The organism is Streptomyces alfalfae (genome assembly GCF_004127445.1).
Lineage (GTDB): Bacteria > Actinomycetota > Actinomycetes > Streptomycetales > Streptomycetaceae > Streptomyces > Streptomyces alfalfae.
In genome coordinates, this window is record NZ_QEXM01000046.1 from 151,521 (window position 1) to 178,182 (window position 26,662).

Here is a 26,662-nt window from a genome sequence, read left to right on the forward strand (position 1 = left end):
GCCTGGTCGTCGCTCAAGTCCGACCAGGCCGGGGCGTCACAGCTTCTCGACCGGCGCGTACCGCAGCAGGAGCCGCTTCGGCTTGGGCTCGCCGAAGTCCACCGTCGCCTCCGCGTTCGCCCCCGTGCCCTTCACTCCGACCACGGTCCCGAGACCGAACTGATCGTGCGTGACCCGGTCCCCGACGGCCAGCGAGACCACCGGCTTCTCCGAGGCGCGGCGCGTGGCGAAGCCCTGCGCGCCGCCCGTGCGCGAGCGCGACGAGGACAGCGACGAGGCGATGCCCGCAGCCGGGCCTGACGACGCCGGAGCGCCGACGGAGCCCTTCCGCTTCCAGTCCAGATGCGTATCCGGAATCTCTTCGAGGAAGCGCGACGGCGGGTTGTAGGAGGGCGTGCCCCAGGCGCTGCGCATCGAGGAGCGTGTGAGGTAGAGCCGCTCCCGCGCGCGCGTGATGCCCACGTATGCCAGGCGGCGCTCCTCCTCCAGCTCCTTGACCTGGCCGAGCGAGCGCATGTGCGGGAAGACGCCGTCCTCCATGCCGGTCAGGAACACCACCGGGAACTCCAGGCCCTTGGCGGTGTGGAGCGTCATCAGGGTGATGACTCCGGAGCCGTCGTCCTCCTCATCCGGAATCTGGTCCGAGTCGGCGACGAGCGCGACGCGCTCAAGGAAGTCGGAGAGCGATCCGGTCGGCGCTGTCCCCGCCTCGCCTGCTCCGGCTCCGCCTTCCGCCGCCTCACCGTCGGCGGTCGGTGCCGCTTCCCGCTGGGCGTTCTCCTGCTCGAACTCCAGCGCCACGGCGGCGAGCTCCTGGAGGTTCTCGATACGGGTTTCGTCCTGCGGGTCCGTCGAGGCCTGCAACTCGGCGAGATAGCCCGTGCGTTCGAGTACGGCCTCCAGGACGACTGCCGGGCCCGCGCCCGACTCGACGATGGTCCGCAGCTCCTCCATCAGCGTGTTGAACCGCTTGACGGCGTTCGTGGAGCGGGCCGCCATTCCGTACGCCTCGTCGACGCGGCGCAGCGCCTGCGGGAAGGAGATCTTCTCGCGCTGCGAGAGCGCGTCGATCATCGCCTCGGCACGGTCGCCGATGCCCCTCTTGGGCACGTTCAGGATGCGCCGCAGCGGGACGGCGTCCTCGGGGTTGGCGAGAACGCGCAGGTAGGCCAGCACATCGCGGACCTCCTTGCGCTCGTAGAAGCGGACGCCGCCGACGACCTTGTAGGGCAGGCCGACGCGGATGAAGATCTCCTCGAAGACACGTGACTGCGCGTTCGTCCGGTAGAAGATCGCGACGTCGCCGGCCTTCGCGTCGCCCGCGTCCGTGAGGCGGTCGATCTCGTCTGCGACGAACTGCGCCTCGTCGTGCTCGGTGTCCGCCACATAACCCGTGATGCGCGCGCCCGCGCCCTGGTTGGTCCAGAGGTTCTTGGGGCGGCGGCTCTCGTTCCGCTCGATGACCGCGTTGGCCGCCGTCAGGATCGTCTGCGTCGAGCGGTAGTTCTGTTCGAGGAGGATCGTCGTCGCGTCGGTGTAGTCCTCCTCGAACTGGAGGATGTTGCGGATGGTGGCGCCGCGGAAGGCGTAGATCGACTGGTCAGCGTCACCCACCACGCACAGCTCGGCCGGGTCGTCGCCCTCGCCCCCGGAGGGGCCGACCAGCTCGCGCACGAGGGCGTACTGCGCGTGGTTCGTGTCCTGGTACTCGTCGACCATGACGTGGCGGAAGCGGCGGCGGTAGTGCTCGGCGACGTCCGGGAAGGCGCGCAGGAGGTTGACCGTCGTCATGATCAGGTCGTCGAAGTCCAGTGCGTTCGCCTCGCGCAGGCGTGACTGGTACATGGCATAGGTCTGGGCGAGGGTCTTCTCGAAGCCGTCGGCGGCCCGGCCCGCGAAGTCCTCCTCGTCGATCAGCTCGTTCTTGAGGTTGGAGATCTTGGCGCTGAACGACTTCGGCGGGAACTTCTTGGGGTCGAGGTCGAGGTCGCGGCAGACCAGGGCCATCAGGCGCTTGGAGTCCGCGGCGTCGTAGATCGAGAAGGAGGACGTGAAGCCCAGCTTCTTGTACTCGCGGCGCAGGATGCGGACGCAGGCGCTGTGGAACGTCGACACCCACATCGCGTTGGCCCGCGGGCCCACGAGCTGCTCGACGCGCTCCTTCATCTCGCCCGCGGCCTTGTTCGTGAAGGTGATCGCGAGGATCTGGCCGGGGTGCACACCGCGCTCGGCGAGGAGATACGCGATGCGGTGGGTCAGCACGCGGGTCTTGCCGGAGCCGGCGCCGACGACGATGAGCAGCGGGGAACCCGCGTGCACGACGGCCGCACGCTGGTTCTCGTTCAGTCCTTCGAGCAGCGTCGCCGGGTCGGTCACCGGGCGCGGGGCACCGTCCCGGTAGTGCGTGTCCCGGGTCATGGGCGCGTCGAACTTCCCGTCGAACAAGTCGTCCGGAACGTGCTCCGGAGCGCTGTCCTCGGGCGGGGGCGGGTGTTCTTCGTCCGTGGCCCGGGAGGGCTGCAGGTCCGCCAGGAAGCTGTCGTCAAAGAGGCTGCTCATCGCCTCCCGAGTCTAGGCGGACCCACTGACAACCCGCGCCGGGTTCCGCCGACCCGCCCCTCGCTCACAGCGCGTTCGCGGCCGGACACCGTCCGGAACCGCAATGTTTTGGAACCGGCCGACACCGGCCCACACCGCCCGACGCCGTCCGAGACCGCGCCGTGCCGGACGCCGGCCGACACCGGCCGACACCGGGTGACAGCACGCTCCGCACGGCCCGCGCCAGGGCCTCGTAAAGTCACGAAAATGTATCGGGCATATCGAACATCAACCTTCACAGGCGTCGCACAAGTTGGCTAGCGTGCTGCGCGGGCCGCTCGTATTCCCACCGGCGAACCCCGCCGGGAACGCGCGGCCCCCGCCGAGTCCGACGTGTTCGGAGCCGGGGACCCACCGAGAACCTGGGGTGAATCGGTCCCGTACGCAGTACGGAACCGTAGGGCAACCTTCCGGACCACCCGCCCGAACCCGACAGCTAACCCGGTAGGCGGCCTACGGAAGGAGTCGCCTCCCTTGGCGTCGCACCGCAAGCCGCGGACCCTGCAGGCCGGAATAGTCCGCACCGCCCCCGCCGTCGGCATCACCACGGCCGCCCTCACCTCCGTGGCGCTGCTGTCCCAGAGCGCCCAGGCCGCGCCCTCGTCGCCCACGAAGCCCAGCCTCGAAGAGGTGCAGAAGAAGGTCGACGAGCTGTATCAGCAGGCGGGCGTGGCCACCCAGAAGTACAACTCGGCCAGGGAGAGGACCGAGAAGCAGCGCGAGAAGGCCGACCGCCTCCTGGACGATGTGGCCAAACGCACGGACAAGCTGAACGACGCGCGTCAGGAACTCGGCTCCTTCGCCGCCGCGCAGTACCGCACCGGAGGCGTCTCCGACACGGCCACGATGCTGCTGGCCGACGACCCGCAGGGCTACTTCGACCAGAACCACCTGGCGGACCGGCTGACCACGCGGCAGAAGAAGGCCGTCGACGACTACGAGACGCAGCGGGCGGCGGCGGCGAAACAGCGTACGAAGGCGGCGAGGAGCTTGGAGACGCTGACCGACTCGCGGGACGACCTGCGGACCAGCAAACGGACCGTCCAGAAGAAGCTGGGCGAGGCGCGCGAGCTGCTGTCGGACCTGACCGCCGAGGAGAAGGCACGGCTCGCGGCGATCGAGCGCGAGAAGGAGCGGGAAGCCAAGCGCAAGGCCGAGAAGCTGGCCCGCGAACAGGCCGCCGAGGCGGAGCGCGAGCGCAAGGCCGAGGAGGCCGCGCAGAAGGAGAGGGAGAAGGAGAAGGAGCGGGGGGACGGCCAGGGCGCCGGGTCGGGCTCTGGCTCGGGATCGGGCACTGGCTCCGGTCCCGGTTCCGGTTCCGGAAACACGGAGGGCGGCTACGCCACCAAGGCCGCGAAGGTCATCGACTTCGCCGAGGCCCAGATCGGCAAGCCCTACGTGTGGGGCGCCACGGGGCCCGACTCCTACGACTGCTCCGGCCTCACCCAGGACGCCTGGAAGGCCGCCGGGATATCCCTGCCGCGCACCACATGGGACCAGGTGAAGGTCGGAACGACAGTGAGGACGGCGGACGCGAAACCGGGTGACCTGGTCTTCTTCTACGACGACATCAGCCACGTAGGGATCTACATCGGCGACGGCAAGATGATCCACGCCCCGAAGCCGGGCGCGAACGTCCGCGTCGAGTCGATCTACTACATGCCGATCCACAGCGTGGTGCGACCGGCTTAGCCACGCTCTCCCTGGCCGGTGCCCGGAGTGACTACCGGCGACGAAAACGCCCTCCACGCGTGCGTGGAGGGCGTTTCCCTGGTTCCGGTCTCAGCGGCCCGGCATCAGGTCCACAGCACGGCGATGAAGATGTTCGCCGTGGTCAGCAGCCCCACCGCCCCGAACACGCCCTTGTCGATCTTTTCCTCGTCACGCTTCACGTAGACCAGCGCGAGGATCACGATCAGCACGGCCATCTTGATGCCGATCTTGAGGTTGTCGACCGCGTTGTCGTCGGCCTGGTTGAGGCCCACCAGGACCACACCGGTGACGAGCATGGTCAGCGCACCGTGCAGCATCGCGGGGACGAAGCGGGCCGTGCCCTGGCCCATCTGCTTCATCTGGGTCAGGAAGCCGCCGAGGAGGCAGGCGATGCCGATGATGTGCAGGGCGACGAAGAGATGGATGAGTACGTCCATGAGCCGGAGCCTAGCCCGCGCTCCTCACGTCGATCACGGGCGGGCCCTGGGTCCCTGGTGGCTCTCGCGGGATCGCCGGGGCCACGTAGCCGCTCCCCAAAGGCCCCGTAGCCGCTCCGCAGGGTCCCTGAGCAGCTCCGCCGAGCCCCTTAGCAGTTCCGCGCGGTCAGGGCGGCTGTGTCCGCCGCATCGGTCGGGGCCGTACGCGAAGGCTGCCCCGCCCGGCGGTCGGCACGGTCAGACCCGATCGACGTTCCGCCCACTTCCGACAGTTGCGCACATTCCGCGGCCGGCCCGTGACGGCCGCGCTTAGCGTCCTCTCCCAGGTGCCCGGCTCCCCCATGCCGTCCAGCGCACGGGCGGCAGTCGGACACCACCGCCGAGAAAGGCCCGGCGGCGGTCCCGTCCCCCTGTGCGGGCCGCCGCCGGACATGTGAGGAGTTCTCTTCGTGGCAGCGCACCGCAAGCCCCGGCACCGCTTCTTCCGCGGCAGCACGGTCCGCACCGCCGCCACGATCGCCCTCGCGGGCGCCGCGTCCGCGACCGCCTTCGACGGCACGGGGCACGCGGACCCGCAGCTCAGCCCGGCGGAGGTGAAGGCGAAGGTCGACGACCTCTACCGCGAGGCGGAGATCGCCACCGAGAAGTACAACGGCGCCGAGGAGAAGGCCGACGAGGCGGAGAAATCGCTGGGCGTCCTGCGCGACGAGGCGGCCCGCAGGACGCAGAAGCTCAACACCGCCCGCCAGAGTCTCGGCTCCTACGCGACCGCCCAGTACCGCACCGGCGGCATCGATCCCTCCCTGCAGCTCGCGCTCTCCTCGGACCCCGAGCAGTACCTGGAGCGCGCCTCGCTCGCCGACCGGGCCGGCAGCCGGCAGGCCACCACGGTCAGCGACGTGCGGAAGCAGCTGCGGGGCATCGACCAGCTGCATGACGAGGCCGGCGACCGCCTGGCCACCCTCCGGGCACGCCAGGCCGAGCTGCGGAAGCACAAGACCACGGTCACCGAGAAGCTCTCCGAGGCCAAGCGGATCCTCTCCCGGCTCACCGCCGAACAGCGCGCGGGCGCCACGGGCGACCGGCGCGCCGAAACCCGGGACGACCCCAACGGCCCCCGGGCCTCCCGCGCGGACGCCGGGCACGCGACGGGGGCCGCGGCGAAGGCTCCCAACGCCCGAGCGGCAGCCGCCGTCTCGTACGCGTACAAGGCGATCGGCAGCCCCTACGTATGGGGTGCCACGGGCCCCAGCGCCTTCGACTGCTCAGGCCTCATCCAGGCCGCGTACCGCGCGGCGGGCGTCTCGCTGCCCCGCACCACCTACGCGCAGATCGCCGCGGGCGAGCGCGTGCCCCGCTCCGCGCTCCGCCCCGGTGACCTGGTCTTCTTCTACTCCGGCATCAGCCACGTAGGCATCTACGTGGGAGACGGCCAGATGATCCACGCCCCCAACCCGAGCGCCCCGGTCCGACTCGCACCGCTCGACCAGATGCCGTTCGCAGGGGCCACAAGGGTGGCTTGAGCCGCCGGCCCGAGCTGGCGCCTCGACTGAGGGGTGGCCCAGAGCCCGGAGCGCAGGCTCCGCACGTGGACCCAGCGGCCGACCGCCCCGCTCAGACCAGCCGCCGCGCCGTCGCCCACCGCGTCAGCTCATGGCGGTTGGAGAGCTGCAGCTTCCGCAGGACCGCCGACACATGTGACTCAACGGTCTTCACGGAGATGAAGAGCTGCTTGGCGATCTCCTTGTACGCGTACCCCCGCGCGATGAGCCGCAGGACCTCCCGCTCGCGCTGCGTGAGACGGTCCAGGTCCTCGTCGACCGGCGGCGCGTCGGTGGAGGCGAAGGCGTCCAGGACGAAGCCGGCCAGGCGCGGCGAGAACACCGCGTCGCCGTCCTGCACCCGGAAGATCGAATCGACCAGGTCGGTGCCGGTGATGGTCTTGGTGACGTACCCACGTGCGCCGCCGCGGATGACACCGATGACGTCCTCGGCGGCGTCGGAGACCGAGAGCGCGAGGAAGCGCACCGGGTTCTCCGCGTCCACCATCAACGGCGCGCAGCGGCGCAGCACTTCCACGCCTCCGCCGCCGGGCAGATGCACGTCGAGAAGAACGACCTCGGGCCGTGTGGCCGTGATGGTCGTGACCGCCTGGTCGACATCGGGCGCCTCCCCGACCACCTCGACGCCGGTGATGTCGGTCCGGCCGATCTCCGCCTGCACCCCGGTGCGGAACATCCGGTGGTCGTCGACGAGCACGACCCGCACGCGACGCCCGCCCGCACCGCCGCCCTCGTCCGAACCGGTCGGCTCCACGGGCTCGTTCGCCTCGGTCGCGTCGCTCATGTCGTCGCCGTCCTCTCCATTTCCAGCTCGACTTCCGTGCCGCCGCCGGGCACCGCGCGCAGCCGCGCCGTCCCGCCGTTGCGCTGCATGCGGCCGATGATCGATTCTCGTACGCCCATGCGGTCATCCGGCACGGAATCCAGATCGAAGCCGGGACCGCGGTCCCGGACGGACACGAACACCGTCTCTCCCTCGACTTCGGCGAAGACCTGCACCGCGCCACCCTCGCCACCGTACTTGGCGGCGTTCACCATCGCTTCCCTCGCGGCCTGCATCTGCGCGGTCAGCCGCTCGTCGAGCGGGCAGTCGCCGACCACGACGACCTCGATGGGGACGCCGTGCTTGTCCTCGACCTCCGCCGCGCTGCGGCGGACCGCCTCGGCCAGGGTGTCGGGCTCCTCGTCCTCGTCCTTGCCGGTGCCCTCCGGGTTGTAGAGCCAGGCACGCAGGTCGCGCTCCTGGGCACGGGCGAGGCGGCGCACCTCGCTCGGGCTCTCGGCATTGCGCTGGATCAGGGTCAGCGTGTGCAGCACGGAGTCGTGCACATGGGCGGCGACCTCTGCTCTCTCCTGAGCCCGGATGCGCATCAGCCTCTCCTCCGAGAGGTCCTGCGTCATGCGGACGAGATAGGGGCCCGCGAGGAGCGCGATACCGACGAGCACGGCCAGCGCGGCCTGCAGCACGGCCCCGAGGTGGGCGGCCGAACCCTGGAGCACGAAGATGCCGGAGACACCGGCGCCGACCAGGAGCACTCCGGCAGCCGAGCGCGCCAGCGTCAGGGTGTGCCGACGGCGGCCGACCGCCATCCAGCGGGCTCTGCGTGCGTTGTCGGCCTGCCGCCAGACGAGAGCGACACCCGCGGCGACGAGCAGGGCCGGAATGACATAGGCCTTCGTCGAGCCGTCCAGATTCACATTGCCGACGAACGCCATGGCGACGACGACCATCGCGAGGAGCGCGACGATCTGCCCCTTGTCCGGCTTGCGCGCCACGAGTCTTCGCCGGCCGTCGGGGGAGACCTCGGTCGTGACGGCCGCGGGCGGCCGCTCGGCGTCGACACCACCGATGCCGAGCGGGACGAAGAACCAGAACGCCGCGTACAGCAGAGCGCCGAGGCCGTCCGCCGTGGCCAGGCCGACGAAGACCAGCCGCACCCAGATCACGGGCAGTCCGAGGTGCCCGGCGAGGCCGCGTGCGACACCACCGAGCCAACGCCCGTCGCCGCTGCGGTACAGCTTGCGCAGCGGTCGGACGGCGTCGGTGGGCGGAGCGGCGGTTTCCGGCATGTCATCGATATTCACACGCGGGCGCGAGCGCGGGCATCAGGGTCGATCCCCGAGACTTCCCTGACTTCGACCCCTGGCTCGTCCCTGTCAGGGGCCGTACCCGAGAGGTCTCAGGGGTGATATCAGGGTTCGGCCAGGGTTGTCCCGACTGCCGCGCCGGGCTCACGGCCGTCACCATGGACACATGACAGATCAGCAGCCCGCCGAGACGGAGACCGAGGCCGCCATCCACGACGCCCTGCGCGATGCGTACGGCGCGTCGGGCGGTCCCGCGGGCCGCTTTGAGCAGGAGCTGGCGCCGGAGGAGCGGAAGTTCCGCCGCGATCGCCGGCACAAGCGGCTCGGCGGCGTGTGCGCGGGGCTCGGCCGGCACTGCGACATGGATCCGGTGATCTTCCGCATCGGCCTCGCGGTCCTCGCGATCACGAGCGGGCTCGGTCTGGTCTTCTACGGCTTCGCGTGGCTCTTCGTCCCTTACGAGGACGAGGAGGAGAACGAGGCGCGCAGGCTCCTCTCCGGCCGGGTGGACGGCCAGGCGCTGACCGCCGTGCTGTTCGCCCTCGTGGGCTGCGGGGTCTTCCTCACCTTGCTGAACAACGGCGGGGCGCTGACGTTCGCCGCCGTCCTCTCCCTGCTGCTCGCGGGCGCGGGGTACTGGTCGCAGCAGCGCGGAGCCCTCGCCCCCGATCCGGTCGCCGCACAGGCCGCGGCGGACGCTCCGCCCGAGGCGAAGGCGCCGCCGGTCACCGACGGCCCCTCCTGGTGGCGTGACCCCATAGTGAAGGACGGCACACACGACGGGATCTCGGGTTATTTCTGGGGCCCGCAAGGCCTTGAGGTCCGCTATGACCCGACGGGCCACCACCATGGCGAACCTGACGCGGAGCGCGCGTCCGCCCGGCCGCCCAAGCCCCGCGGCCCGCGCTGGATCGGTGGCTGGGTGTTCCTGCTGGCGCTGCTGGCCGGCGGTCTCGGCACAGGGCTGACCTGGGACGAGCACCCGCTGGGCACGACCTTGCAGACGGGTCTGTCCTCTGCGCTCGCGGTGTTCGGCCTGGGCATCGCTGTCAGCGCCTTCCTGGGGCGCACGGGAGCGGGGTCGATCGTGCTCGCGGTCATCACCGCCGGGCTCCTCGCGGCCACGGCGGCCCTGCCGAAGAACATCACCACGCACTATGCCCGGACGGACTGGATACCGACCACGGTGGCGGATGTCCGCCCCCAGTACGAGGTGGGTCTCGGGACGGGCAAGCTCGACCTGAGCAAGATCGACCTCGGCAGGGGCCAGACGCTGGAGACCGGCGCCGAGGTCGGCATGGGCGACCTGAAGGTGATCGTGCCGAAGGACGTCACCGTGCGGCTCGACGCCGAAGTGGGCGTCGGTGACATTGTGCTGCCGGGCGACAAGGCCAAGGACCTGGACATCGCTCCGGGCAGGGAGAAGAAGGTGACGCTGGAGCCGTCCTCGGGCGGCAAGGACGGCGGCACGCTCGATCTGCGGCTCGAAGTAGGCGTCGGACAAGCGAAGGTGACCCGTGCTACGTCATGAATCACACCCCGGCAAGCTGGTGGCCGGCCTCTGCATCCTGGCGGTCGCCGTCGTATACGCGGGTGACGCCACAGGTGCCTGGGAGGCACCGTGGTTCGTCGCGCTGCCCATGGTGATGGCGGGGCTGCTCCTCGCGGGCGTGACGGCGGCGATCCATGGCATACGCCCGCGCGGCGCGACGCGCCCGGGTGGCCGCCCCCGGCCCGGCCGGGAGTCGCGCGACTGAACGGGCTTCGCGGCTAGCGAGGCCCGAGGGCGTCCCTGCGGTGGCCGGTCAGCATGGCGTCGACGGAGAGGACGGAGGCCCCGGCGAGCACCAGTGGCAGCCATGCCATCAGGTAGGCGAGGTCGTTGCCGTAGTAGTAGGGCTCGGTGGCCCAGCTGACGGTCAGCCACAGGCTGAGCGAGATCAGCGCGCCGCCCAGTGCGGCGATGCGGGCGAAGAGGCCGATCAGGGTGCCGATGCCGACGGCCAGTTCACCGAAGGCGATGGTGTGGCCGAAGCCGACGGGGCTCTTCAGCGAGAGGTCGACCAGGGAGGGGATCGCGGAGATGTCGCGGATGTCGCTCATCATCTGCCCGATCGACCCGACGCCGCTCGCCCGCAGGAAGGCGTCGTCGGTGAGCTTGTCCAGGCCGGCGTAGACGAAGGTGACGCCGAGGAAGATCCGCAGGGGGACCAGGGCGTAGCGGGAGGCGGTCGTCCGCCAGTCGTCGCGCCCGGCGCAGTGGGTGTGGCTGTCCGTCCGCATGCCGTGAGCCATGGCTCTCGCCGCCTCTCCCGTCGACCCGTCACCTGACCATACGGAGAAGAAGGGGCAGTTGCTCATCCGTCCGCGACGGAACGCACGACATACCGCGCGGAATCCTGCACGGCATCGTTCGAAAATTTCAGGGACCTTGAGGGGAGGGAACTCGCGATGCCTCAGTCGAGGGGGGTCGGCCGGTGGCTGGGTCGGCTGGTTCAGTCCGTGACGTCGATCGTGACGCGGTTGGTCTCGATGCCCGCCGCGGTGACCACCTGGACGTCGACGCGACCGGGCTCCACGTCGACGGGCACGGGCACGGTCAGCGTGGTGTCGGTCGGGTTGGCGAAGCCGCCCGGCACGGGCACGAGCGGCACATGGACGTGGACCGCGCCGATACGGACGATCATGCGGGCCAGCCGGTCCGCGCCCCCCGCCCCGGGCGGCACGAAGCCGGCGCCGCGGATCTCGATGTCGTCACCCGTGCGGATCGGGGCGTCGAGGTCACCGGCCTCACGGGACCGCACCACGGAGAGGATGACGGGACGGCCGCCTTCGGAGTACTTCCCCGCCAGGTACGTGGCGGCCGACACGAGGACGAGCAGCGCGAGCCCCCAGGGCAGATCCGGCAGCTGCTCGGGCCGACGCGCGAGACGTACGGCGGCGAAGACCACGGCGACGGCGCTGACCAGGACGTACTGCGTGTCGGTGAAGCTGCCTCGGCCCGCGTCGTCGGTGAGCGTGTCGGCGGGCCGGGGCCGGTGGGCGCGCGCCTTCTGGAGCCGTTGGCCGAGAACACGCAGGCCGACGACCCTGCGTACGAGGACGGCGACCCCGCACACCACGGCGAGGACGGTCACCATCGCGGCGGCCCGTTCGATTCCGAGCCCGGCGATCACCTCGTCCCGCTCGTCGTGGACCGAGGCCACGGCCAGCCGGCCCGCGAGGACGAGCACCGCGAAGACGACCAGGAACACCCAGGAAGCGGCCACGACACGCGAGGTGGAGAGCCGGTTGTCCTCACCGATCACCGGAGCGAGGACGCCGCCGCGCTCCCGGTGGACGTATGCCGCGCCGGTCAGCGTGCCGCACACCAGCAGGGCGGCGATGAGCCCTGACGTGCGCGCGGGGGTCCAGCCCGCGCCGATCGCGGTGAGTGCCTGGACCAGGAGGAGGACGGTGAAACCGCACCAGACGACAGCCAGGGTGCGGGGCCACAGGCGTCGCAGCCAGGCCTCGCCCTCGGCCCTGCCGCGTTCGGCGACGTCCTGCGCGGACTGCGTCAGCTCGTCCGACACCCACTGCCGGGAAGCGCCCGCCGAGTGGGCGACGGCCGCGGGGACGCCTTCACCGGCGGCCAGTTCGTCACGCTTGGCCAGGAACGCGGCCACGGCCAACCGGTGTCCCTCGCGGGCGCCGTGCGGGCAGCCGCCGCACGTGCAGCCGCCGCCGTGCGCGCCCTGTCTCGCCTCCTGCACCGCCACCGCGTACGCCGCCTTCCCCACCCTCGCAGCCCGTCCGGCCGCTGCTGAACATCCCTGCGAAACAAGGGGATTGTGCCGCACTGCGGGGTGCCCGCACTCCTCGGGTCAGGTCAGCGGAGGTGAACTACCCGGCGCGATGTTGACGGCGAGGTCGGGTCGGCAGGCCGGGCTCGCCGCGGCGGATGTCCTGCCACAGGGGCCGGCAGGTGATCCGCGCGACCAGGTCGCTGCCGGGCCGCTCTCGGGGTCGCACCGTCCGCCGGTGACCGAACAGCGGGGCGGGGAGCAAGCATTCGGGGAGGTCAAAGACGACACAGGATGTCTGGTATCGGCGGGATACTCGGCGCATGTCGTTCAACCGGAAAGATCTCGGCACAGCGGAGTCCGCGGCCTGGGGGGCCTTCGTCGCGGCGGAGCCGGAGTTCGCGGCGACGGTCCAGAGCCGCTTCGACGCGTTCGTCCACCACACCCTCGCCACGCTCCGCAAGGACGGGTCCCCGCGCACCACGGGGCTGGAGGTGCGCTTCCTGCACGACGAGTTGTGGCTCGGCATGATGCCGGGTTCCCTCAAGGCACTGGACCTGCGCCGCGACCCGCGGTTCGCACTCCAGGCCAACCTGGGCCCCGAGGCGGAGATGACCGACGGCGACGTCCGGATCGCGGGTCGTGCGGTCGAGGTGCGGGACCCGCAGGTCATCGCAGGCTATGCCGACGTGGTGCAGCCGCCGGACGCGGACGCGTTCCATCTCTTCCGCACCGAGCTGACGGAGGTGGTCCGCACGTACATCGAGGACGGGAAGTATCTCGCGGTGCAGCTCTGGAAGCCGGGCGCCGCGCTGCGGACGACGCGGCGCACCTGACGGGTCCCGGCGGCGGGCCGGGCGACGCGAAACGGCGCCGCCCGCCTCGCGGGAGGCGGACGGCGCCGTTCACGGCAGGAGGGAGGTCACTCCCACTCGATGGTCCCCGGCGGCTTCGAGGTCACGTCGAGCACGACGCGGTTCACGTCGGCGACCTCGTTGGTGATGCGCGTGGAGATCTTCGCCAGGACGTCATAGGGCATGCGCGTCCAGTCGGCCGTCATGGCGTCCTCGGACGAGACGGGGCGCAGCACGATCGGGTGGCCGTAGGTGCGGCCGTCGCCCTGGACGCCGACGCTGCGGACGTCCGCGAGCAGGACGACCGGGCACTGCCAGATGTCGCGGTCGAGACCGGCTGCCGTCAGTTCCTCGCGGGCGATGGCATCGGCCTCGCGGAGGAGGTCCAGACGCTCCTTGGTGACCTCGCCCACGATGCGGATGCCGAGGCCGGGGCCCGGGAAGGGCTGGCGCTGGACGATCTCGTCCGGCAGGCCGAGCTCGGCGCCGACCATCCGGACCTCGTCCTTGAACAGCTTGCGCAGCGGCTCGATGAGCTGGAACTCGAGGTCCTCGGGGAGGCCGCCAACGTTGTGGTGGGACTTGATGTTGGCGGTGCCGGTGCCGCCGCCGGACTCGACCACGTCGGGGTAGAGCGTGCCCTGGACCAGGAACTCCACCGGCTGGTCGCCCGGCGCCTCGGCGATGATCTCCGCCTGGGCCTGCTCGAAGACGCGGATGAACTCGCGCCCGATGATCTTCCGCTTCTCCTCGGGGTCGGAGACGCCGGCGAGGGCCTTCAGGAAGCGGTCCGCGGCGTCGACGACCTTGAGCTGGACGCCGGTCGCGGCGACGAAGTCCTTCTCGACCTGCTCGGTCTCGCCCTTGCGCATCAGCCCGTGGTCGACGTAGACGCAGGTGAGCTGCGAGCCGATGGCCTTCTGCACGAGGGCGGCGGCGACGGCGGAGTCCACGCCGCCGGAGAGGCCGCAGATCGCGCGCTTGGTGCCGACCTGCTCGCGGATGGCGGCGACCTGCTCGTCGATGACGTTGCCGGTCGTCCAGTCGGGCTTGAGGCCGGCGCCGCGGTAGAGGAAGTGCTCCAGGACCTGCTGGCCGTGCGTGGAGTGCATCACCTCGGGGTGGTACTGCACGCCGTACAGCTTCTTCTGGTCGTCCTCGAAGGCCGCGACGGGCACGACGTCCGTGGACGCGGTGACCGTGAAGCCTTCGGGCGCGGCACTGCACGCGTCGCCGTGCGACATCCACACGGACTGCTCGGCCGGGGTGCCCTCGAAGAGGGTGGAGTCGGCCTTGGAGACGGCGAGCGGCGTACGGCCGTACTCGCGCGCGCCGGTGTTGTCGACCGTGCCGCCGAGGGTGGTCGCCATGAGCTGGAAGCCGTAGCACATGCCGAAGACGGGGACGCCGGCCTCGAAGAGGGAGCGGTCGACGGTGGGCGCGTGCTCCGCGTACACGGAGGAGGGGCCGCCGGAGAGGATTATCGCCGCGGGGTTCTTGGCGAGCATCTCGGCGACGGGCATCGTGCTCGGCACGACTTCGCTGTAGACCCGTGCCTCACGGACGCGACGGGCGATGAGCTGGGCGTACTGCGCTCCGAAGTCGACGACCAGAACGGTGTCGGGAGCGGCGGCAGCGGGGGGCGCTGATGGCACGGCGGCGGCCTTCCGGCGTTGAGCGTGAGCGAGAGGCTCAGTGCGTGAGCAGGGGGTCTGTTTTGTCGATTCTACCGGGCTCGACGGGACCGCCTTCGTCGCATCCGACGGGGCTCATGACGGCGGGGCTCGTGACGGGAGGGAGAACACCGGGGCGGTACGCGTCGGGCGCGGGACGGCACGGGGGTGCACACCGGGACCGTGCCGGGCCATGCGGGGCCCGTGCGGGGCCGCCTGCCGAGTGGTGCCGCGGCTCGGCAGGCCAGGGACGGCACGGCAGACGCCGCGCGGCGGCGGGGTAAGGCGACACACGGCAGGCACCGCGGCGCAGCGGGGCGACAGACGCCGCAGGGCAGCAGGGCGGCAGGCACCGCGGGGCGGCAGGGCGACAGACGCCGCAGGGCAGCAGGGCGGCAGGCACCGCGGGGCGGCAGGGCGGCAGGCGCTGCGGGGCAGCACCGACGGAGGCGGGGCGGTACGCCAGAGGCGGTGCAGGGTGGCAGGTGAGGAGTCCCAGAGGCCTGGCGGGGGTGCGGTCTCAGTATGCGGGCCGGGTGCCAGAAGCGTTTGACCCCGTGCGGGCCCGTGGGGGCATACTGGCTCCGTGACCAAGCGCTACGACTTCCTCTTTACCTATGGCACCCGGCCCGCCGGCTGCCATGGTCGAGCTGCTTGATCACCTGACAAGCGACTTACCGGGCGTCCCGGGCCGACAAGGCCCGGGGCGCTTCGTCGTATCCGGACCTTGCCGCTCCGGGGCTCCCCGGCCGAACCGAACCTTCGAGGAGCCCACGATGACCACCGCCACCGCTGCCACCACTGCCGCTGCCACCACCGCCGCTGCCGCTGCCGACAGGACCGGGGCGCGTACGCCCGAGGCTGTCGGCACGATCGAGAACGCGCGGGAGCGTATCGACGCGCTCGACGACCGCATCATCGGTCTCGTCCAGGAACGGATGGCCGTCTCGGCCGTCATCCAGGAGGCCCGGATCACCTCGGGCGGGCGCCGCGTGAACCTCTCGCGCGAGATGGAGATCCTCGGCCACTACAGCGACGCCCTCGGAAAGCCCGGCACGGCCCTCGCGATGACCCTCCTCGAACTGTGCCGCGGCCGCGTCTGACCGCCCGGTCCTGGCCCCGTCGGGCCACCGCGCCCCGGGGCCCAGGCCCTGCGGGGTCCGAGGCGCTGCGGGGTCCGAGGCGCTGCGGGTCCCGGGCCCTGCGGACCTGAGTTCGGATCGGCTCTCACCCGTACGGCGCGTGACCGGGGCCGGGCGGGCTTCGTTGGTCCCGGTGTCCGTGTCAGCCAGGGGCGGGCCCGCACGAACCACGCGTGGCTCCGCTGGGGCGATGAGGCGCACGGACCGTTGTCCCGTGCGCCGTGGGACCTCGCTCCAGTGACGTGACCGGACGGCAGGGGACAGCAGCCCGGTCACCCAAGAGAACGGTCGGCTCCGGGGACGCCCGGGGCCGACCGGGCTCCTTGCCCGGTCCCCCGTCCCCCCCCAGGCCTCCCCGGGCCCGTTTTCCGGGCCCTTTTGCCTATAGAAGCGGTAGAAACGGTTGCGCCCCCGTCCGGCCATCGAGCACGATGCGTACGAGGACGGCCTCGCGGCCTCCGTCCAGAACTCCATTGCCAGTGGTCGAGACCATGCGTGCGCCCCCTGTGCGCCGGGTCGGCCACCGGATGTACGGACCAAGCGGCGCACCCCCCGGCGCCGCCCCTCGGCACCGTCGCCGCCCTGAAGCGGTGCCGACGGCCAAGGGCCCCGCGGATCCGTCCCGCGGGGCCCTTCGCTCTGTCCGTCCAGGCGCGACGACTCACTCGGCGGCCACCGGCCACCGAAGCCCGGCTACCGGCTACCGCGTTCCAGCTATCGGCTACCGGGTCCCGGCCGCCGGCTACCGGCCCCCGCTACCTCCCGCTACTGCTTCTCGAGCTTCGTGACCTGCGCCTTGACGACCTTCTCCGGGACGCCGAACGCCTTCGGCTTGAGCAGGTTGATCGAGTAGAAGGCGACGAGCGTCGAATCGCTGCGCACGACGGTGAAGCTCATCGGCGTCTTCTGGTCGTCGATGAGACCCACGAGCTTGTACGAGATGGCGTCGTCGCCCAGCTTCGGGGCGGTCAGGGGAGCGACCTCGCCGAACTTCGAGCCCACGTCCTCGTAGGACTCGCACTTCTCCGTGGCCGTACGGAGGTCGTCCATGACGTTCTTGGCGGCGCCCTCCTTGTGTGCGAGCAGCGCGAACGAGATGACCGTGGCGTCCAGCTCGTCAGGGCCGGTCATGGAGCGGCCGACGCGGGCAGCGGCCCTGGGGTCACTGGTGAACATGAACATGTCGGCAAGCGCCTGGCAGGCGCTTGGCTTCACCGGCACCGTCAGCTCGGGCATGTCCTCGGCGGAGAGCTTCTCGACCTTGTACCCCTTGAGGTCACCGCTGGCGAGCACGGCCTTCTCCAGCTCGGCGGAGGAGAGTGCCGCCTTCTCCTTCGGCTCCGGCTTGGGTTCCTCCTTCGGCTGTGCCGACGTGGCCGATTTCGACGGCTTCTTGCCGTCGCCGGAGTCGTCGGAGTCGCCGCCGCCACCGCACGCCGCGGTCAGGCCCAGCGCGACCGTGACCGTCGCGGTCACTACGGCCCGGGACACAGTTGACTTCACGTTCTTCTCGCCTTCAGTTCGCATCCTGCGGATCGCAGGCCCCCGCCCGAGGCGACATGAAAGCGCTGACACGCCGACTTTGCCAGTGATTTGCGTAACGATCAGAAACCGCCGGAAAGGTTGTACCGCACCTCTGTGACTTTGGCGTCTGCGGACGTCCGTGAGATCAGAGCTTGTCGAGTTGCGCGTCGATGATCTCGGGCGCCACCTGGGGGTTCTCGTCGGCCGTGGGTGTGGACCCGCCGTCCCCGCCATCGCCACCATCCATGGCAGCCCCACCGTCCGCGCCGTCCCGTTCGGCCCGCCGGTCGTCCTGGACGCCCTCGGGGTCGTAGAGGTTCGATGCCGCGAAGGTCATCAGCGTGCCGCCCCGGCGTACGACCGTGACGTGCTCGCGGATCACGAACTCGCCCTCGCGGTGCGCGTACGCGTACGAGACCGCCTCGTCGCCCTTGTCCGGCACGGGCAGCGGATGCAGCCCGAAGTAGCGGTGGCCGCCGACACGGAAGGTGGCGCACCCCTTGGACTCCGCCGCTTTCGCCCCCGGCGCCGCCTTCGCCGCCCCAACCGCCTTCGTCGTCCCGACCGCCCGCGTCGCCTCGCGCAGATCCGTCATCGTGTTCCTCGCGTCGGTGACCGCGTAGGCCGCGAGTTCGACGTCCGTCGCCGTGTGGTGCTTGCCGTCCGCGCCGACCACCACCCGGTCGACCCGGGCCTCCGGCTCGGGCAGGGCGGCGAGCGGGGCGCACTTCGCGGGGGACGCCTGCCCGGGGCGGGCCGCGGCCCGCTCCGCCGCGTCGGACGCCTTCGGGCGCTCGACCTCGTACCCCTTGATGTCGCCCGTGGCGAGGGCCGCCCTCTCCAGCCGTGCCGCGGGGCCCTTCGAGGCAGCCGCGCTCGCCTTCGGCCGCTCCCCACCGGCTCCGCCGCCGTCACCCCCGCCGCCGCACGCGGCGGCCGATCCAAGAGCGGCGAGGACCGTTACGGCCACCACGGATCGCGACACAGCTGACTTCACGGACTTCTCCCCCGGCACACTTCACGTACGTAGACGTGATGCGGAGTCACTCGCACCACTCGGCCTTCACCCGGCTCGGTGACTACGACGGAAGAAGATCACCACCGGTTCCGCCGGGGCCTCCGCCCCGGCCGCCCCGCCTCGCCACTCCCCTGCCCATCTCGGGACGCCCCGCTGCCCCCTCGGGACGCCCCGCCGTTCACCAGCCCCATATGGAGAACCGCAGCGGGCTGAGCAGCACGATCGCCGCGGCCATGCCGCCGAAGACGATCACCACGCTCCATACCTGGCGGCTCCGCCGCGAGCGCTCGGAGCGGCCGCCGCCGGGCGGGCCCGTGGGCGCCGCGCGCCAGTCGTCGGGGCGCCAGCGCACGGGCTCGGCGTCCCTCTTCGCGCGCCGGCGGCGTAACCGTCCGGCCCTCGCCGCTTCCTGGCGGGCTGCCTCCTCGTCGAGCCGCCTGAGCCGTTCGGCCACCATGCGGGCCCGCGCGGACGGTTCCTTCGGCGCCGACGCACGGATGTCCCGCTCGCTGTCGTTCTCGAACCTCTCCCACACCTCATCGGGTATGGCCACGCCGTCCCCTCCCCTTCTCTTCCCTCGGCCGGGCCCGTCGCCCGGAAAACGGGGGCAGTTCTACGGCACCCCTTCACGACCGCACAAGCAATGTGATCCACGACACATAAGGATTCTGTGAATTCAGGGACAACCATTCACAGCCATTGCAGGTCATGCATGCAGTAACCACGGCCACACCCGCGTCCACACCGCGGAGGCCTCCACCTCCGTGCTGCCGCCCAGGCAGTGCGCCGGACTTCCATGAGGAACTCATGAAGCTTCGCCGTGCCATGGCAGCAGTGGCGGCCACGGCTGCCATAGCCCCGATCGCGCTGCTGTCGGCCCCGGCCGCCCACGCGACCGGGGACACCACCGCCGAGTCTCCGGCCGCGGTCGCCGAGTCGCCGGACCCCTCGAAGACCACGGTGGAGGGCGAGCCGTCCAAGACGCCCACGGGTACGCCGGACCCCAGCAAGACCCCCACCAAGACGGGCGAGCCCACGCAGACGCCCACCCAGACCCAGACCCCCACCCAGACCCCCACCAAGACGGGCAAGCCGTCCCCCACCGCCACGGATGAGCCCACGGACGAGCCCACCGACGAGCCGACGGACTGCCCCGTCGACGACGACGGCGTGGACGCGGACTCGGACCTGAAGATCGCGCTGACGGGCCTGCCCGGCAAGATCGTCGCGGGCAGCGGCTGGCACGAGTTCAAGCTGACCGCCGCCAACCCGACGGACAAGACGCTCGGCGAGGTCAACTGGATCGCGGCCGTGGACAACTTCTCGGACAGCGACTCCGAGAAGAACTGGCTGAGCAACTACGCCGACCTGCAGTACTGGGACCCGAAGGGCAAGGCCTGGACGTCGATCGACGGTGACCTGAACGGCGGCCTCGCCTTCGGTGTCACCTCCGAGCTCGGCCCCAAGGACAAGGTCGCGGTCAAGCTGCGGCTCAACGTCAGCGCCAAGGCCCCGACCGGTGAGGGCTACGCGATCGGCCTCGGCGGTTACGTGGACAGCGAGGCGAACTGCGTGCACAACTCGTTCGCGTACTACCCGCTGACGATCCTCAAGCCCGGCAGCACCAACGAGAACCCGGGCAAGCCCACCCCGAAGCCCGACGTCAAGCCGTCGGACGTGAAGGTGCCCCAGGGCGGCGCCAAGGAGCTCCCCGTGACCGGCAGCCTCGCCGAGACCGGCTCCAGCTCGATGCTGCCGACCATCGGACTCGTCGGCGGCGCCGCTGTCGCCGTCGGTGCGGGCGCGATGTTCGTCGTCCGTCGCCGCAAGGCCGACACCGCCGCGTAACAGCGGCCCACAGCACGCGGAAGGACCTGCGCTCGGAGGGGGGTGCAGGTCCTTACGTGTGTCCGGGTACCCGTACCCGGCGGCCGACGGTGACCGGATACCCGTAGCCGCCGCCGACGGGTACGGATACGCGTATCCCTCCGCCTACTTCTTGGGCGGCACCGCCGGCATCCCCAGGAACGGCAGCCGCAGCGCGCCGAAGGCGTCCGCGGGGACGGCGGGGGTCTTCGGCTCGACCGCAGCGAGGCGCGCGTACCGCTCGCCCTGCGCGGGGCGCGGGTCCTCGGCGCCCTTGTTGGGCCAGAAGGACATGGCCCGCTCGGCCTGCGCGGTGATCGTCAGGGACGGGTTCACGCCGAGGTTCGCGGAGACCGCCGCCCCGTCGACCACCGAGATGCCCGGATGTCCGTAGAGCCGGTGGTAGGGGTCGATGACGCCGGTGTCCGGCGAGTCGCCGATGGGGCAGCCGCCCAGGAAGTGCGCGGTCAGCGGGGTGCCCATCAGCTCGCCGATGTTGGAGCCCGCGAAGCCGTTGATCTCCTCGGAGAGGATCGTGGCCGCGCGCGTGGCCTCGGGGATCTGGTCGGGGTTGGGCGCGCCGTGGCCCTGCCGCGCGGTCAGCAGGCCCTTGCCGAGCCCCTTCTCCTTGCGGTAGGTGGTCAGGGAGTTGTCGAGCGTCTGCATGACGAGGCCGATGATGGTCTTCTCCGACCACCGCCGGTTGGAGAGGGAGCGCACCAGGAGCAAGGGGTGGCGGGCCACATTGCCGAGCCACCCGGCGACCCGCGCCTTGCCGCCCTTGACGCTGTACGGGACCTGGAGCACGGTCAGGCTGCCCATCGCGTTGGACTTCTTGCCGTACCGGACGGGCTCGATGTGCGTGGTGGCGTTCGGGTGGATCGACGAGGTGATCGCCACGCCCTTGGTGAAGTCGGCCTTCGGCGCGCCGTGCCGCTCGCGGTAGCGGCGGTCGGTGGTCTGGGCGCCCACCAGGGCCTCGGAGTTGGTGCGGGTGAGCGTGCCGAGCCGTGGCGAGAGGCGGGGCAGCAGGCCGGTGTCCTTCATGCGGTGGAGCAGCGTCTGGGTGCCGTACGTGCCGGCGGCGACGATCACCTCGCGGGCCGTGAACGTGCGGCCCCTGCCCTTGCGCCGGTCGTTCGTGGGCAGCGTCGAGACCGCGTGTCCGCCCCGTGAGTCCTCGGTGACGGCGACGACCGACGTCATCGGGTGGATGACCGCGCCGGCCTTCTCCGCGAGGTAGAGGTAGTTCTCGTTGAGGGTGTTCTTCGCACCGTGCCGGCAGCCGGTCATGCACTCGCCGCACTCGTTGCAGGCCTTGCGGGCGGGGCCCGCGCCGCCGAAGTAGGGGTCGGGGGCCTCCGTGCCGGGCCGCGCGGTCGCGGTGCCGTCCCCGTCGTCGCCGTCGCCGAAGAACACGCCGACGGGCGCCATGTGGAAGCTGTCGCCGACGCCCATCTCCTCGGCCGCGGCCTTGAGGTGGACGTCCGAGGGCGTCATCGTCGGGTTGAGCCGCACCCCGAGCATGCGCTTGGCCTGCTCGTAGTACGGGCCCAGCTCGGCCTGCCAGTCCGTGATGTCCTTCCACTGCGGGTCGCCGAAGAACGCGGCGGGCGGCACGTAGAGGGTGTTGGCGTAGTTCAGGGAGCCGCCGCCGACGCCCGCTCCCGCGAGGACCATGACATTGCCGAGCAGGTGGATGCGCTGGATGCCGAAGAGGCCGAGGGCCGGGGCCCAGAGGTAGTTCTTGAGGTCCCAGGAGTTCTTGGGCAGGGACTCGCGGGTGAAGCGGCGGCCGGCTTCGAGCACGCCGACGCGGTAGCCCTTCTCCGTCAGGCGCAGCGCGGAGACCGCGCCGCCGAAGCCGCTGCCGACGACGATGACGTCGTAGTCGTACGACGCGTCGTCGCCCGCCTGGTTCCGGACAGAGCTCTCCTGTGACATCGACTCTCCTCGTTGAGAACGGGCGCGGGGCGGGGGCCCGGCGGGCTTCGGCTAGCGCAGGCGCAGGGCCTTCATGACCTTCAGGCTCGTGGTCATGAACGCCGCGTACTTCTCGTCGTCCAGGCCGAAGGAGGGCGCGAGCGGCATCAGCCGCTGCTGGGCGACGGTCTGCGCCTCGGTGTACTTGAGGATGCCCTCGGAGCCGTGCCTGCGGCCGAGACCCGAGTCCTTCATCCCGCCCATCGGGGACTGGACGCTGCCGTAGGCGGGCGCGTAGCCCTCGTTGACGTTGACCGTGCCGGTGCGCAGGCGGGCGGCGAGCTTGCGGCCGCGGCTGCCGTTCTTCGTCCAGACCGAGGAGTTGAGGCCGTACGGCGTGGCGTTGGCCAGCTCGACCGCCTCGTTCTCGTCCGTGAAGCGGTAGATCGAGACGACCGGGCCGAACGTCTCCTCGCCGCAGACCGCCATCGGCGCCTCGACGCCGTCCAGGATGGTCGGCTCATAGAAGTAGGGGCCGATGTCCGGGCGCGCCACGCCGCCCGCGACGAGCGTGGCGCCCTTCGCGACGGCCTCCTCGACGTGCCGGGTGACGGTCTCCAGCTGCCGCTCACCGACGAGCGAGCCCATGTCGGCGCCGTACGAGAGGGACGTGCCGAGCCGCATCGCCCGCGTGCGCTCAGCGAAGCGCGCCAGGAAGTGGTCGGCGATGGACTCGTGGACGTAGAGCCGCTCGATGGAGATGCAGAGCTGGCCCGCGGAGGAGAAGCAGGCGCGCACCGCGCCGGCCGCGGCCTTGTCCACGTCGGCGTCGTCCAGGACCAGCATGGCGTTCTTGCCGCCGAGTTCCAGCGACACGCCGACGAGGCGGGCGGCGGCGCCCTGCGCGACCTCGCGGCCCGTGCGCGTGGAGCCGGTGAACGAGACGTAGTCGGCGTGCCGGACGATCTCGGGGCCGACGACCGGGCCCTCGCCGAGCACGACCTGGAAGGCCTCGGCGGGCAGGCCGGCCTCGATGATGAGGTCACGGGCCCACAGGGCGGTGAGGCAGGTCTCCGTGTCGGGCTTCATCACGAGCGCGTTGCCCGCGACGAGGGCGGGCAGCGCGTCGCCTATGGAGAGCTCCAGGGGGTAGTTCCAGGGGGCGATCTGCCCGACCACGCCGCGCGGCTGACGGTTCTCGGTGACCTTGGTGAGCGTCGGGACGACGCCGGTGTGCCGCTTGGGGCTCAGGTACGAGGGGGCCTTGCGGCCGTAGTGCCGGGCGGCGACCGCGACGGCCTGGATCTCCTCGTGGGCGTGGAGCCTGGCCTTGCCGGTCTCCAGCTGGATCAGGTCGAGGACCTCGGCCTGGCGCTGGAGCACCAGGTCGTGGAAGCGGAGCAGGACGGCGGCGCGCTGCCTGACAGGGGTCCGCGCCCAGGCGATCTGCGCGGTGCGGGCCCGCTCGAACGCGGTGGCGACGTCGTCGGGGGTGGACTCGGGCAGGTCGGCCAGCTTGTCGCCGGTGAGCGGCGTGTGGTTGGCCGTACGGCCCGAGCCGATGACGTCACGGGTGAGCTGGGCGATCAGCTCGGGCGTGACCACGTCGGCGGCGGTGCGCGCGCCGTCGGGGGCCGGGGCGGTCGGGTTCGTGCCGAGGGGCGCTGCGGTGGCCTGCGAGTCCGTCATGCTCGTGAGAGTAGGCCCACACAAGCCTTTTGGGTACCCATCGGTAACGGGCTTCACGGGTCACTCACACCACGCCAGTGATTGCTGGCGACAAAGCCGCTGATCAGGGCGTTACCACTCCATCGGGCCGCTTCTCAGAGCTTGCCGGGCCCGAGCCCGCCGAGCCGGAGGCCGCGTCGCGGCCTGCCGAGCGAGAGACCGAGTGGCAGCCCGCCGCGTCAGAGGCCGTGTCACAGCCTGCCGCGTCAGAGGTCGCAGCCTGCCGCGTCAGAGCTTGTCGAGCTCCAGGTCCGCGATGGCGGTCTCCGCCACCTCACGGCCGCGCTCGGTGAAGTCGCCCTTGCCGGGATAGCCGATCATCAGCCGGTACATGTCGCCCGCCTCGGTCTTGTAGTACAGGACGCGCATCTCGCGCGGGCGCGGGTTCTGGCTGTCGTTGCTGGAGTAGACGACCGTGTTCCCCGCCGCCTTGCGGCCCTGGTACGTGGTCTCCTTGCCGTCGCTCTTCGGCTCGGGTTCGGACGCCATGCCGAGGCCGATGTCGCCGGACTGCTTGAAGTCGGCGTTGTCGTCCCACATCTGCGCGGCGGCGGTCTCGGCGATCTCGCCGCCGTCGTCCTCGGCCTTCTTGTCCAGGGTGAGGCTGATCCAGACGCTGCCGCTGGGGTCGGTGTACTGCACCCAGTGCGTCTTCGGCTCCTTGTTGTCGTCCTCGCTCTTCCTGTAGCCCTCGGGAGCGGCCACGGTCGCCGCCAGCTCCTTCGACGCGTGCTTCTGCCAACCCTCCGCGTCCGAGCCGCCGAAGGGGTCCAGCGCCACGAGCAGTCCGGCCACCACGGCCGCGACGACCACCCCGGCGACGGCGGCCAGCGCCTTGCGGCTCAGGAAGATCCCCTTGCCCCGCTCCCGGTCCGCCCCGCCCCCGGCGGTGACGGCTTGCGTCGGCGGCTGCTGCGGGGGCCTGGCCGCCTCCTCCAGGAGCACGCGGACCCGGGCGGCGTCCGGGCGCTGGGCGGGGTCCTTGGCCAGCAGGCGGTTGATCGCCTCGGCGAGCGGGCCCGACGCTGACGCGGGCGGTGCGGGCGTGGCGTTCAGGACGGACTGGAGCGTCGCGGGGGTGTTGCTGCGGCGGAAGGGTGAGACGCCCTCGGTCGCCGCGTACAGGACGACGCCGAGCGACCAGAGGTCGGACGCGGGTCCCGGGCGCTGGCCGAGCACCCGCTCCGGGGCGATGAACTCGGGCGAGCCGACGAAGCCGCCGGTGTCCGTCAGGTTCGTCTCGCCCTCGATCCGGGCGATGCCGAAGTCGGTGAGGACGACGCGGTCGTGGCTGCCGAGCATCACGTTGTCCGGCTTGACGTCGCGGTGCAGGATGCCCGCACCGTGCGCGGCGTCCAGGGCGTTCAGGACGTCGAGGCCGATGCGCGCGGCGTCCCTGGCGCCCAGCGTGCCCTCCTGGAGAGCGGCGCCGAGCGAGCGGCCCCGCACCAGCTCCATGACGATCCAGGGCCGGCCCGCCTCCACCGCCACGTCATGGACCTTGACCACGGCCGGGTGGTCGAGGCGGGCGGCGGCGCGCGCCTCACGGCGCATCCGCTCGAACGCGTTGGCGCGCTCGCGCTCGGACAGGTGGTCGGGCAGCCGCGGCTCCTTCACCGCCACCTCGCGGTCGACCGTCTCGTCCTTGGCGCGCCACACCGTGCCCATGCCGCCGTGCCCGAGCCTGGCGAGGAGCCGGTAGCGGCCCGCGATCAGCCGCCCGGCGCCGGGCTCGGCCTCGGCCCGCCGGTCCGGCGCCACCTGAGTGGGCCGGGGCTGTGCCGGGAACTGTGACTCCGGCTGCGGCTGTGCGTAAGGGTTGCCGGGGAGCGCTCCACCGCCCTGGACCGGCACAGCCGGACGCCGCGGCGGCTGCAGATCGAAGCTCGTCGGGTCGTAAGGCCCCGGGCCCTGTGGTGTTCCCCCGTCATTGCTCATGCCCCATCACTACCGTGCGAGCACCCCGGGACTCCAGCCGGGCCGCTCACTTGTGACCGGGGTGATGCACGGAGCTGTGACCGGGGTGACGCACGGGGCTTGGCGGCAGGCCCTAACGGCGGCGCACGAACGTGTCGACCGCCGTGTCGAAGTACTTCCGCACCTGCTCCGACTCCTCCGCGGGACCCGAGACCCACACGTCGTACATCGTGCCGCCCTCCTGCCAGCACAGGTCGTACGTCTGCCGCTCGCCGCCCGCGTTGCCGGGGTCGTCCCAGATGAACTCCCAGAGCGCCGCGGTCCTGCCGTTGCGGGTGGTCTCGGTGACCTCGCCGTTGCGGTAGCCGGGGTTGGTCCGCGGGCCCTCGTCGTCGGCACGGCGCTGCACCGCTAGCGGACCGCCGGGCTCCGGCTCGGCCTCCTTGATGCCGACGCGGTAGGTGCCGCTCGGCGAGGCGTAGAAGACCCGGGTGCCGTCGGTCCGGCGCACGAAGCCGCGCGGCACCGCGATCTCGAAGCCCTCGGGGTCCTTGGCCAGGCGGTAGCCGGCGGGGGCCTGCGGGGTGGACGGGCCGGGCGAAGGCGTCTCCTCGGTGACGGTGACCGTGGGGCTCGGGGTGGCGGTGGTGGACGTGGGTGACGCCGTGTTGGCCGGTTTGCCGTCGTCGCCGTCCCTGCCGAGCAGTAACGCGGTCGCCGAGACGGCGCCGCCGGTCACGGCCGCCACCAGCGCCGCCGTGATCAGCACGGCCCGTCTCTGGCGCCCGCGCGGCCCCAGGGCCGGGCCCGGCTTCGGCAGCAGGACGCGGCGGG

At 71.4% G+C, this 26,662-nt stretch carries 20 protein-coding genes, 1 pseudogene and 1 riboswitch; of the genes and pseudogenes, 7 read left to right on the forward strand and 14 right to left on the reverse strand.

What is annotated here, in order from left to right; genetic code table 11:
• Positions 1–36: 36 nt before the first annotated feature.
• Positions 37–2,559 (reverse strand): DNA helicase PcrA, encoded by a 2,523-nt coding sequence (gene pcrA / locus DCW30_RS29060; protein WP_129299913.1) that lies wholly within the window; start codon positions 2,557–2,559, stop codon positions 37–39.
• A 349-nt stretch (positions 2,560–2,908) separates the two neighbouring features.
• Positions 2,909–3,065: riboswitch (cyclic di-AMP (ydaO/yuaA leader) on the forward strand.
• 7 nt (positions 3,066–3,072) lie between these two features.
• Here pcrA and DCW30_RS29065 point away from each other — a divergent pair.
• Positions 3,073–4,290: a C40 family peptidase gene (locus tag DCW30_RS29065; RefSeq protein WP_076684921.1), complete on the forward strand. Its 1,218-nt coding sequence runs from the start codon at positions 3,073–3,075 to the stop codon at positions 4,288–4,290.
• A 104-nt stretch (positions 4,291–4,394) separates the two neighbouring features.
• On the opposite strand, the gene DCW30_RS29070 is transcribed toward DCW30_RS29065, so the two are convergent.
• A complete protein-coding gene (locus DCW30_RS29070) occupies positions 4,395–4,748 on the reverse strand; it encodes a hypothetical protein (protein WP_076684922.1) in 354 nt (117 codons plus the stop codon).
• Between the two features lie 449 nt (positions 4,749–5,197).
• On the opposite strand from DCW30_RS29070, the gene DCW30_RS29075 reads away from it, so the two are divergent.
• Positions 5,198–6,271 carry a C40 family peptidase gene (locus tag DCW30_RS29075; protein ID WP_076684923.1) on the forward strand — a complete coding sequence of 358 codons (1,074 nt, stop codon included), beginning with the start codon at positions 5,198–5,200 and terminating at the stop codon, positions 6,269–6,271.
• 91 nt (positions 6,272–6,362) lie between these two features.
• Here the strand turns inward: DCW30_RS29075 and DCW30_RS29080 are convergent, their stop codons facing one another.
• Together DCW30_RS29080 and DCW30_RS29085 are read right to left on the reverse strand one after the other, a co-directional pair.
• A complete protein-coding gene (locus tag DCW30_RS29080) occupies positions 6,363–7,094 on the reverse strand; it encodes a LuxR C-terminal-related transcriptional regulator (RefSeq protein WP_076684924.1) in 732 nt (243 codons plus the stop codon).
• A complete protein-coding gene (locus DCW30_RS29085; protein WP_076684925.1) occupies positions 7,091–8,380 on the reverse strand; it encodes an ATP-binding protein in 1,290 nt (429 codons plus the stop codon). Before DCW30_RS29085 ends, DCW30_RS29080 begins: the two co-directional genes overlap by 4 nt.
• Before the next feature lie 184 nt (positions 8,381–8,564).
• Between DCW30_RS29085 and DCW30_RS29090 the strand changes: the two genes are divergently transcribed.
• Together DCW30_RS29090 and DCW30_RS29095 are read left to right on the forward strand one after the other, a co-directional pair.
• Entirely contained in the window at positions 8,565–9,929 is a 1,365-nt protein-coding gene (locus DCW30_RS29090) for a PspC domain-containing protein (RefSeq protein WP_076684926.1), read from the forward strand.
• On the forward strand, positions 9,916–10,155 hold the full coding sequence (locus tag DCW30_RS29095; RefSeq protein WP_076684927.1) for a hypothetical protein: 240 nt from the start codon (positions 9,916–9,918) through the stop codon (positions 10,153–10,155). Before DCW30_RS29090 ends, DCW30_RS29095 begins: the two co-directional genes overlap by 14 nt.
• A gap of 13 nt (positions 10,156–10,168) precedes the next feature.
• Here DCW30_RS29095 and DCW30_RS29100 read toward each other — a convergent pair whose 3' ends face one another.
• Together DCW30_RS29100 and DCW30_RS29105 are read right to left on the reverse strand one after the other, a co-directional pair.
• Entirely contained in the window at positions 10,169–10,693 is a 525-nt protein-coding gene (locus DCW30_RS29100; protein ID WP_076684928.1) for a DoxX family protein, read from the reverse strand.
• Positions 10,694–10,893: 200 nt separating this feature from the next.
• The gene (locus tag DCW30_RS29105; protein ID WP_076688960.1) at positions 10,894–12,159 is read right to left on the reverse strand and encodes a hypothetical protein; all 1,266 of its coding nucleotides are present in this window, start codon (positions 12,157–12,159) and stop codon (positions 10,894–10,896) included.
• A 347-nt stretch (positions 12,160–12,506) separates the two neighbouring features.
• Between DCW30_RS29105 and DCW30_RS29110 the strand changes: the two genes are divergently transcribed.
• On the forward strand, positions 12,507–13,019 hold the full coding sequence (locus DCW30_RS29110) for a pyridoxamine 5'-phosphate oxidase family protein (protein ID WP_076684929.1): 513 nt from the start codon (positions 12,507–12,509) through the stop codon (positions 13,017–13,019).
• Between the two features lie 86 nt (positions 13,020–13,105).
• Here DCW30_RS29110 and guaA read toward each other — a convergent pair whose 3' ends face one another.
• Positions 13,106–14,692, reverse strand: a complete 1,587-nt coding sequence (guaA, locus tag DCW30_RS29115; protein WP_062775255.1) for a glutamine-hydrolyzing GMP synthase — start codon at positions 14,690–14,692, stop codon at positions 13,106–13,108.
• A 794-nt stretch (positions 14,693–15,486) separates the two neighbouring features.
• Here guaA and DCW30_RS29120 point away from each other — a divergent pair.
• A complete protein-coding gene (locus tag DCW30_RS29120) occupies positions 15,487–15,813 on the forward strand; it encodes a chorismate mutase (RefSeq protein WP_076684930.1) in 327 nt (108 codons plus the stop codon).
• Between the two features lie 804 nt (positions 15,814–16,617).
• Here DCW30_RS29120 and DCW30_RS29125 read toward each other — a convergent pair.
• The 3 genes from DCW30_RS29125 to DCW30_RS29135 form a co-directional block, all read right to left on the reverse strand.
• Entirely contained in the window at positions 16,618–17,355 is a 738-nt protein-coding gene (locus DCW30_RS29125; protein WP_237283391.1) for a hypothetical protein, read from the reverse strand.
• A 166-nt stretch (positions 17,356–17,521) separates the two neighbouring features.
• Complete coding sequence (locus tag DCW30_RS29130; RefSeq protein WP_123985602.1) at positions 17,522–18,373, reverse strand: hypothetical protein; 852 nt, start codon at positions 18,371–18,373, stop codon at positions 17,522–17,524.
• A 199-nt stretch (positions 18,374–18,572) separates the two neighbouring features.
• A complete protein-coding gene (locus DCW30_RS29135; RefSeq protein WP_076684933.1) occupies positions 18,573–18,947 on the reverse strand; it encodes a hypothetical protein in 375 nt (124 codons plus the stop codon).
• A 254-nt stretch (positions 18,948–19,201) separates the two neighbouring features.
• Between DCW30_RS29135 and DCW30_RS29140 the strand changes: the two genes are divergently transcribed.
• A complete protein-coding gene (locus tag DCW30_RS29140; RefSeq protein ID WP_076684934.1) occupies positions 19,202–20,242 on the forward strand; it encodes an LAETG motif-containing sortase-dependent surface protein in 1,041 nt (346 codons plus the stop codon).
• Positions 20,243–20,386: 144 nt separating this feature from the next.
• Here the strand turns inward: DCW30_RS29140 and DCW30_RS29145 are convergent, their stop codons facing one another.
• The 4 genes and pseudogenes from DCW30_RS29145 to DCW30_RS29160 form a co-directional block, all read right to left on the reverse strand.
• Positions 20,387–22,204: a GMC oxidoreductase gene (locus DCW30_RS29145; protein ID WP_076684935.1), complete on the reverse strand. Its 1,818-nt coding sequence runs from the start codon at positions 22,202–22,204 to the stop codon at positions 20,387–20,389.
• Positions 22,205–22,255: 51 nt separating this feature from the next.
• Positions 22,256–23,872 carry a succinic semialdehyde dehydrogenase gene (locus DCW30_RS29150; RefSeq protein WP_062775236.1) on the reverse strand — a complete coding sequence of 539 codons (1,617 nt, stop codon included), beginning with the start codon at positions 23,870–23,872 and terminating at the stop codon, positions 22,256–22,258.
• A gap of 267 nt (positions 23,873–24,139) precedes the next feature.
• Positions 24,140–25,849 (reverse strand): serine/threonine-protein kinase, encoded by a 1,710-nt coding sequence (locus tag DCW30_RS29155; protein WP_079250032.1) that lies wholly within the window; start codon positions 25,847–25,849, stop codon positions 24,140–24,142.
• A 112-nt stretch (positions 25,850–25,961) separates the two neighbouring features.
• Positions 25,962–26,662, reverse strand: a pseudogene (locus DCW30_RS29160) (serine/threonine protein kinase); the annotation flags it as partial.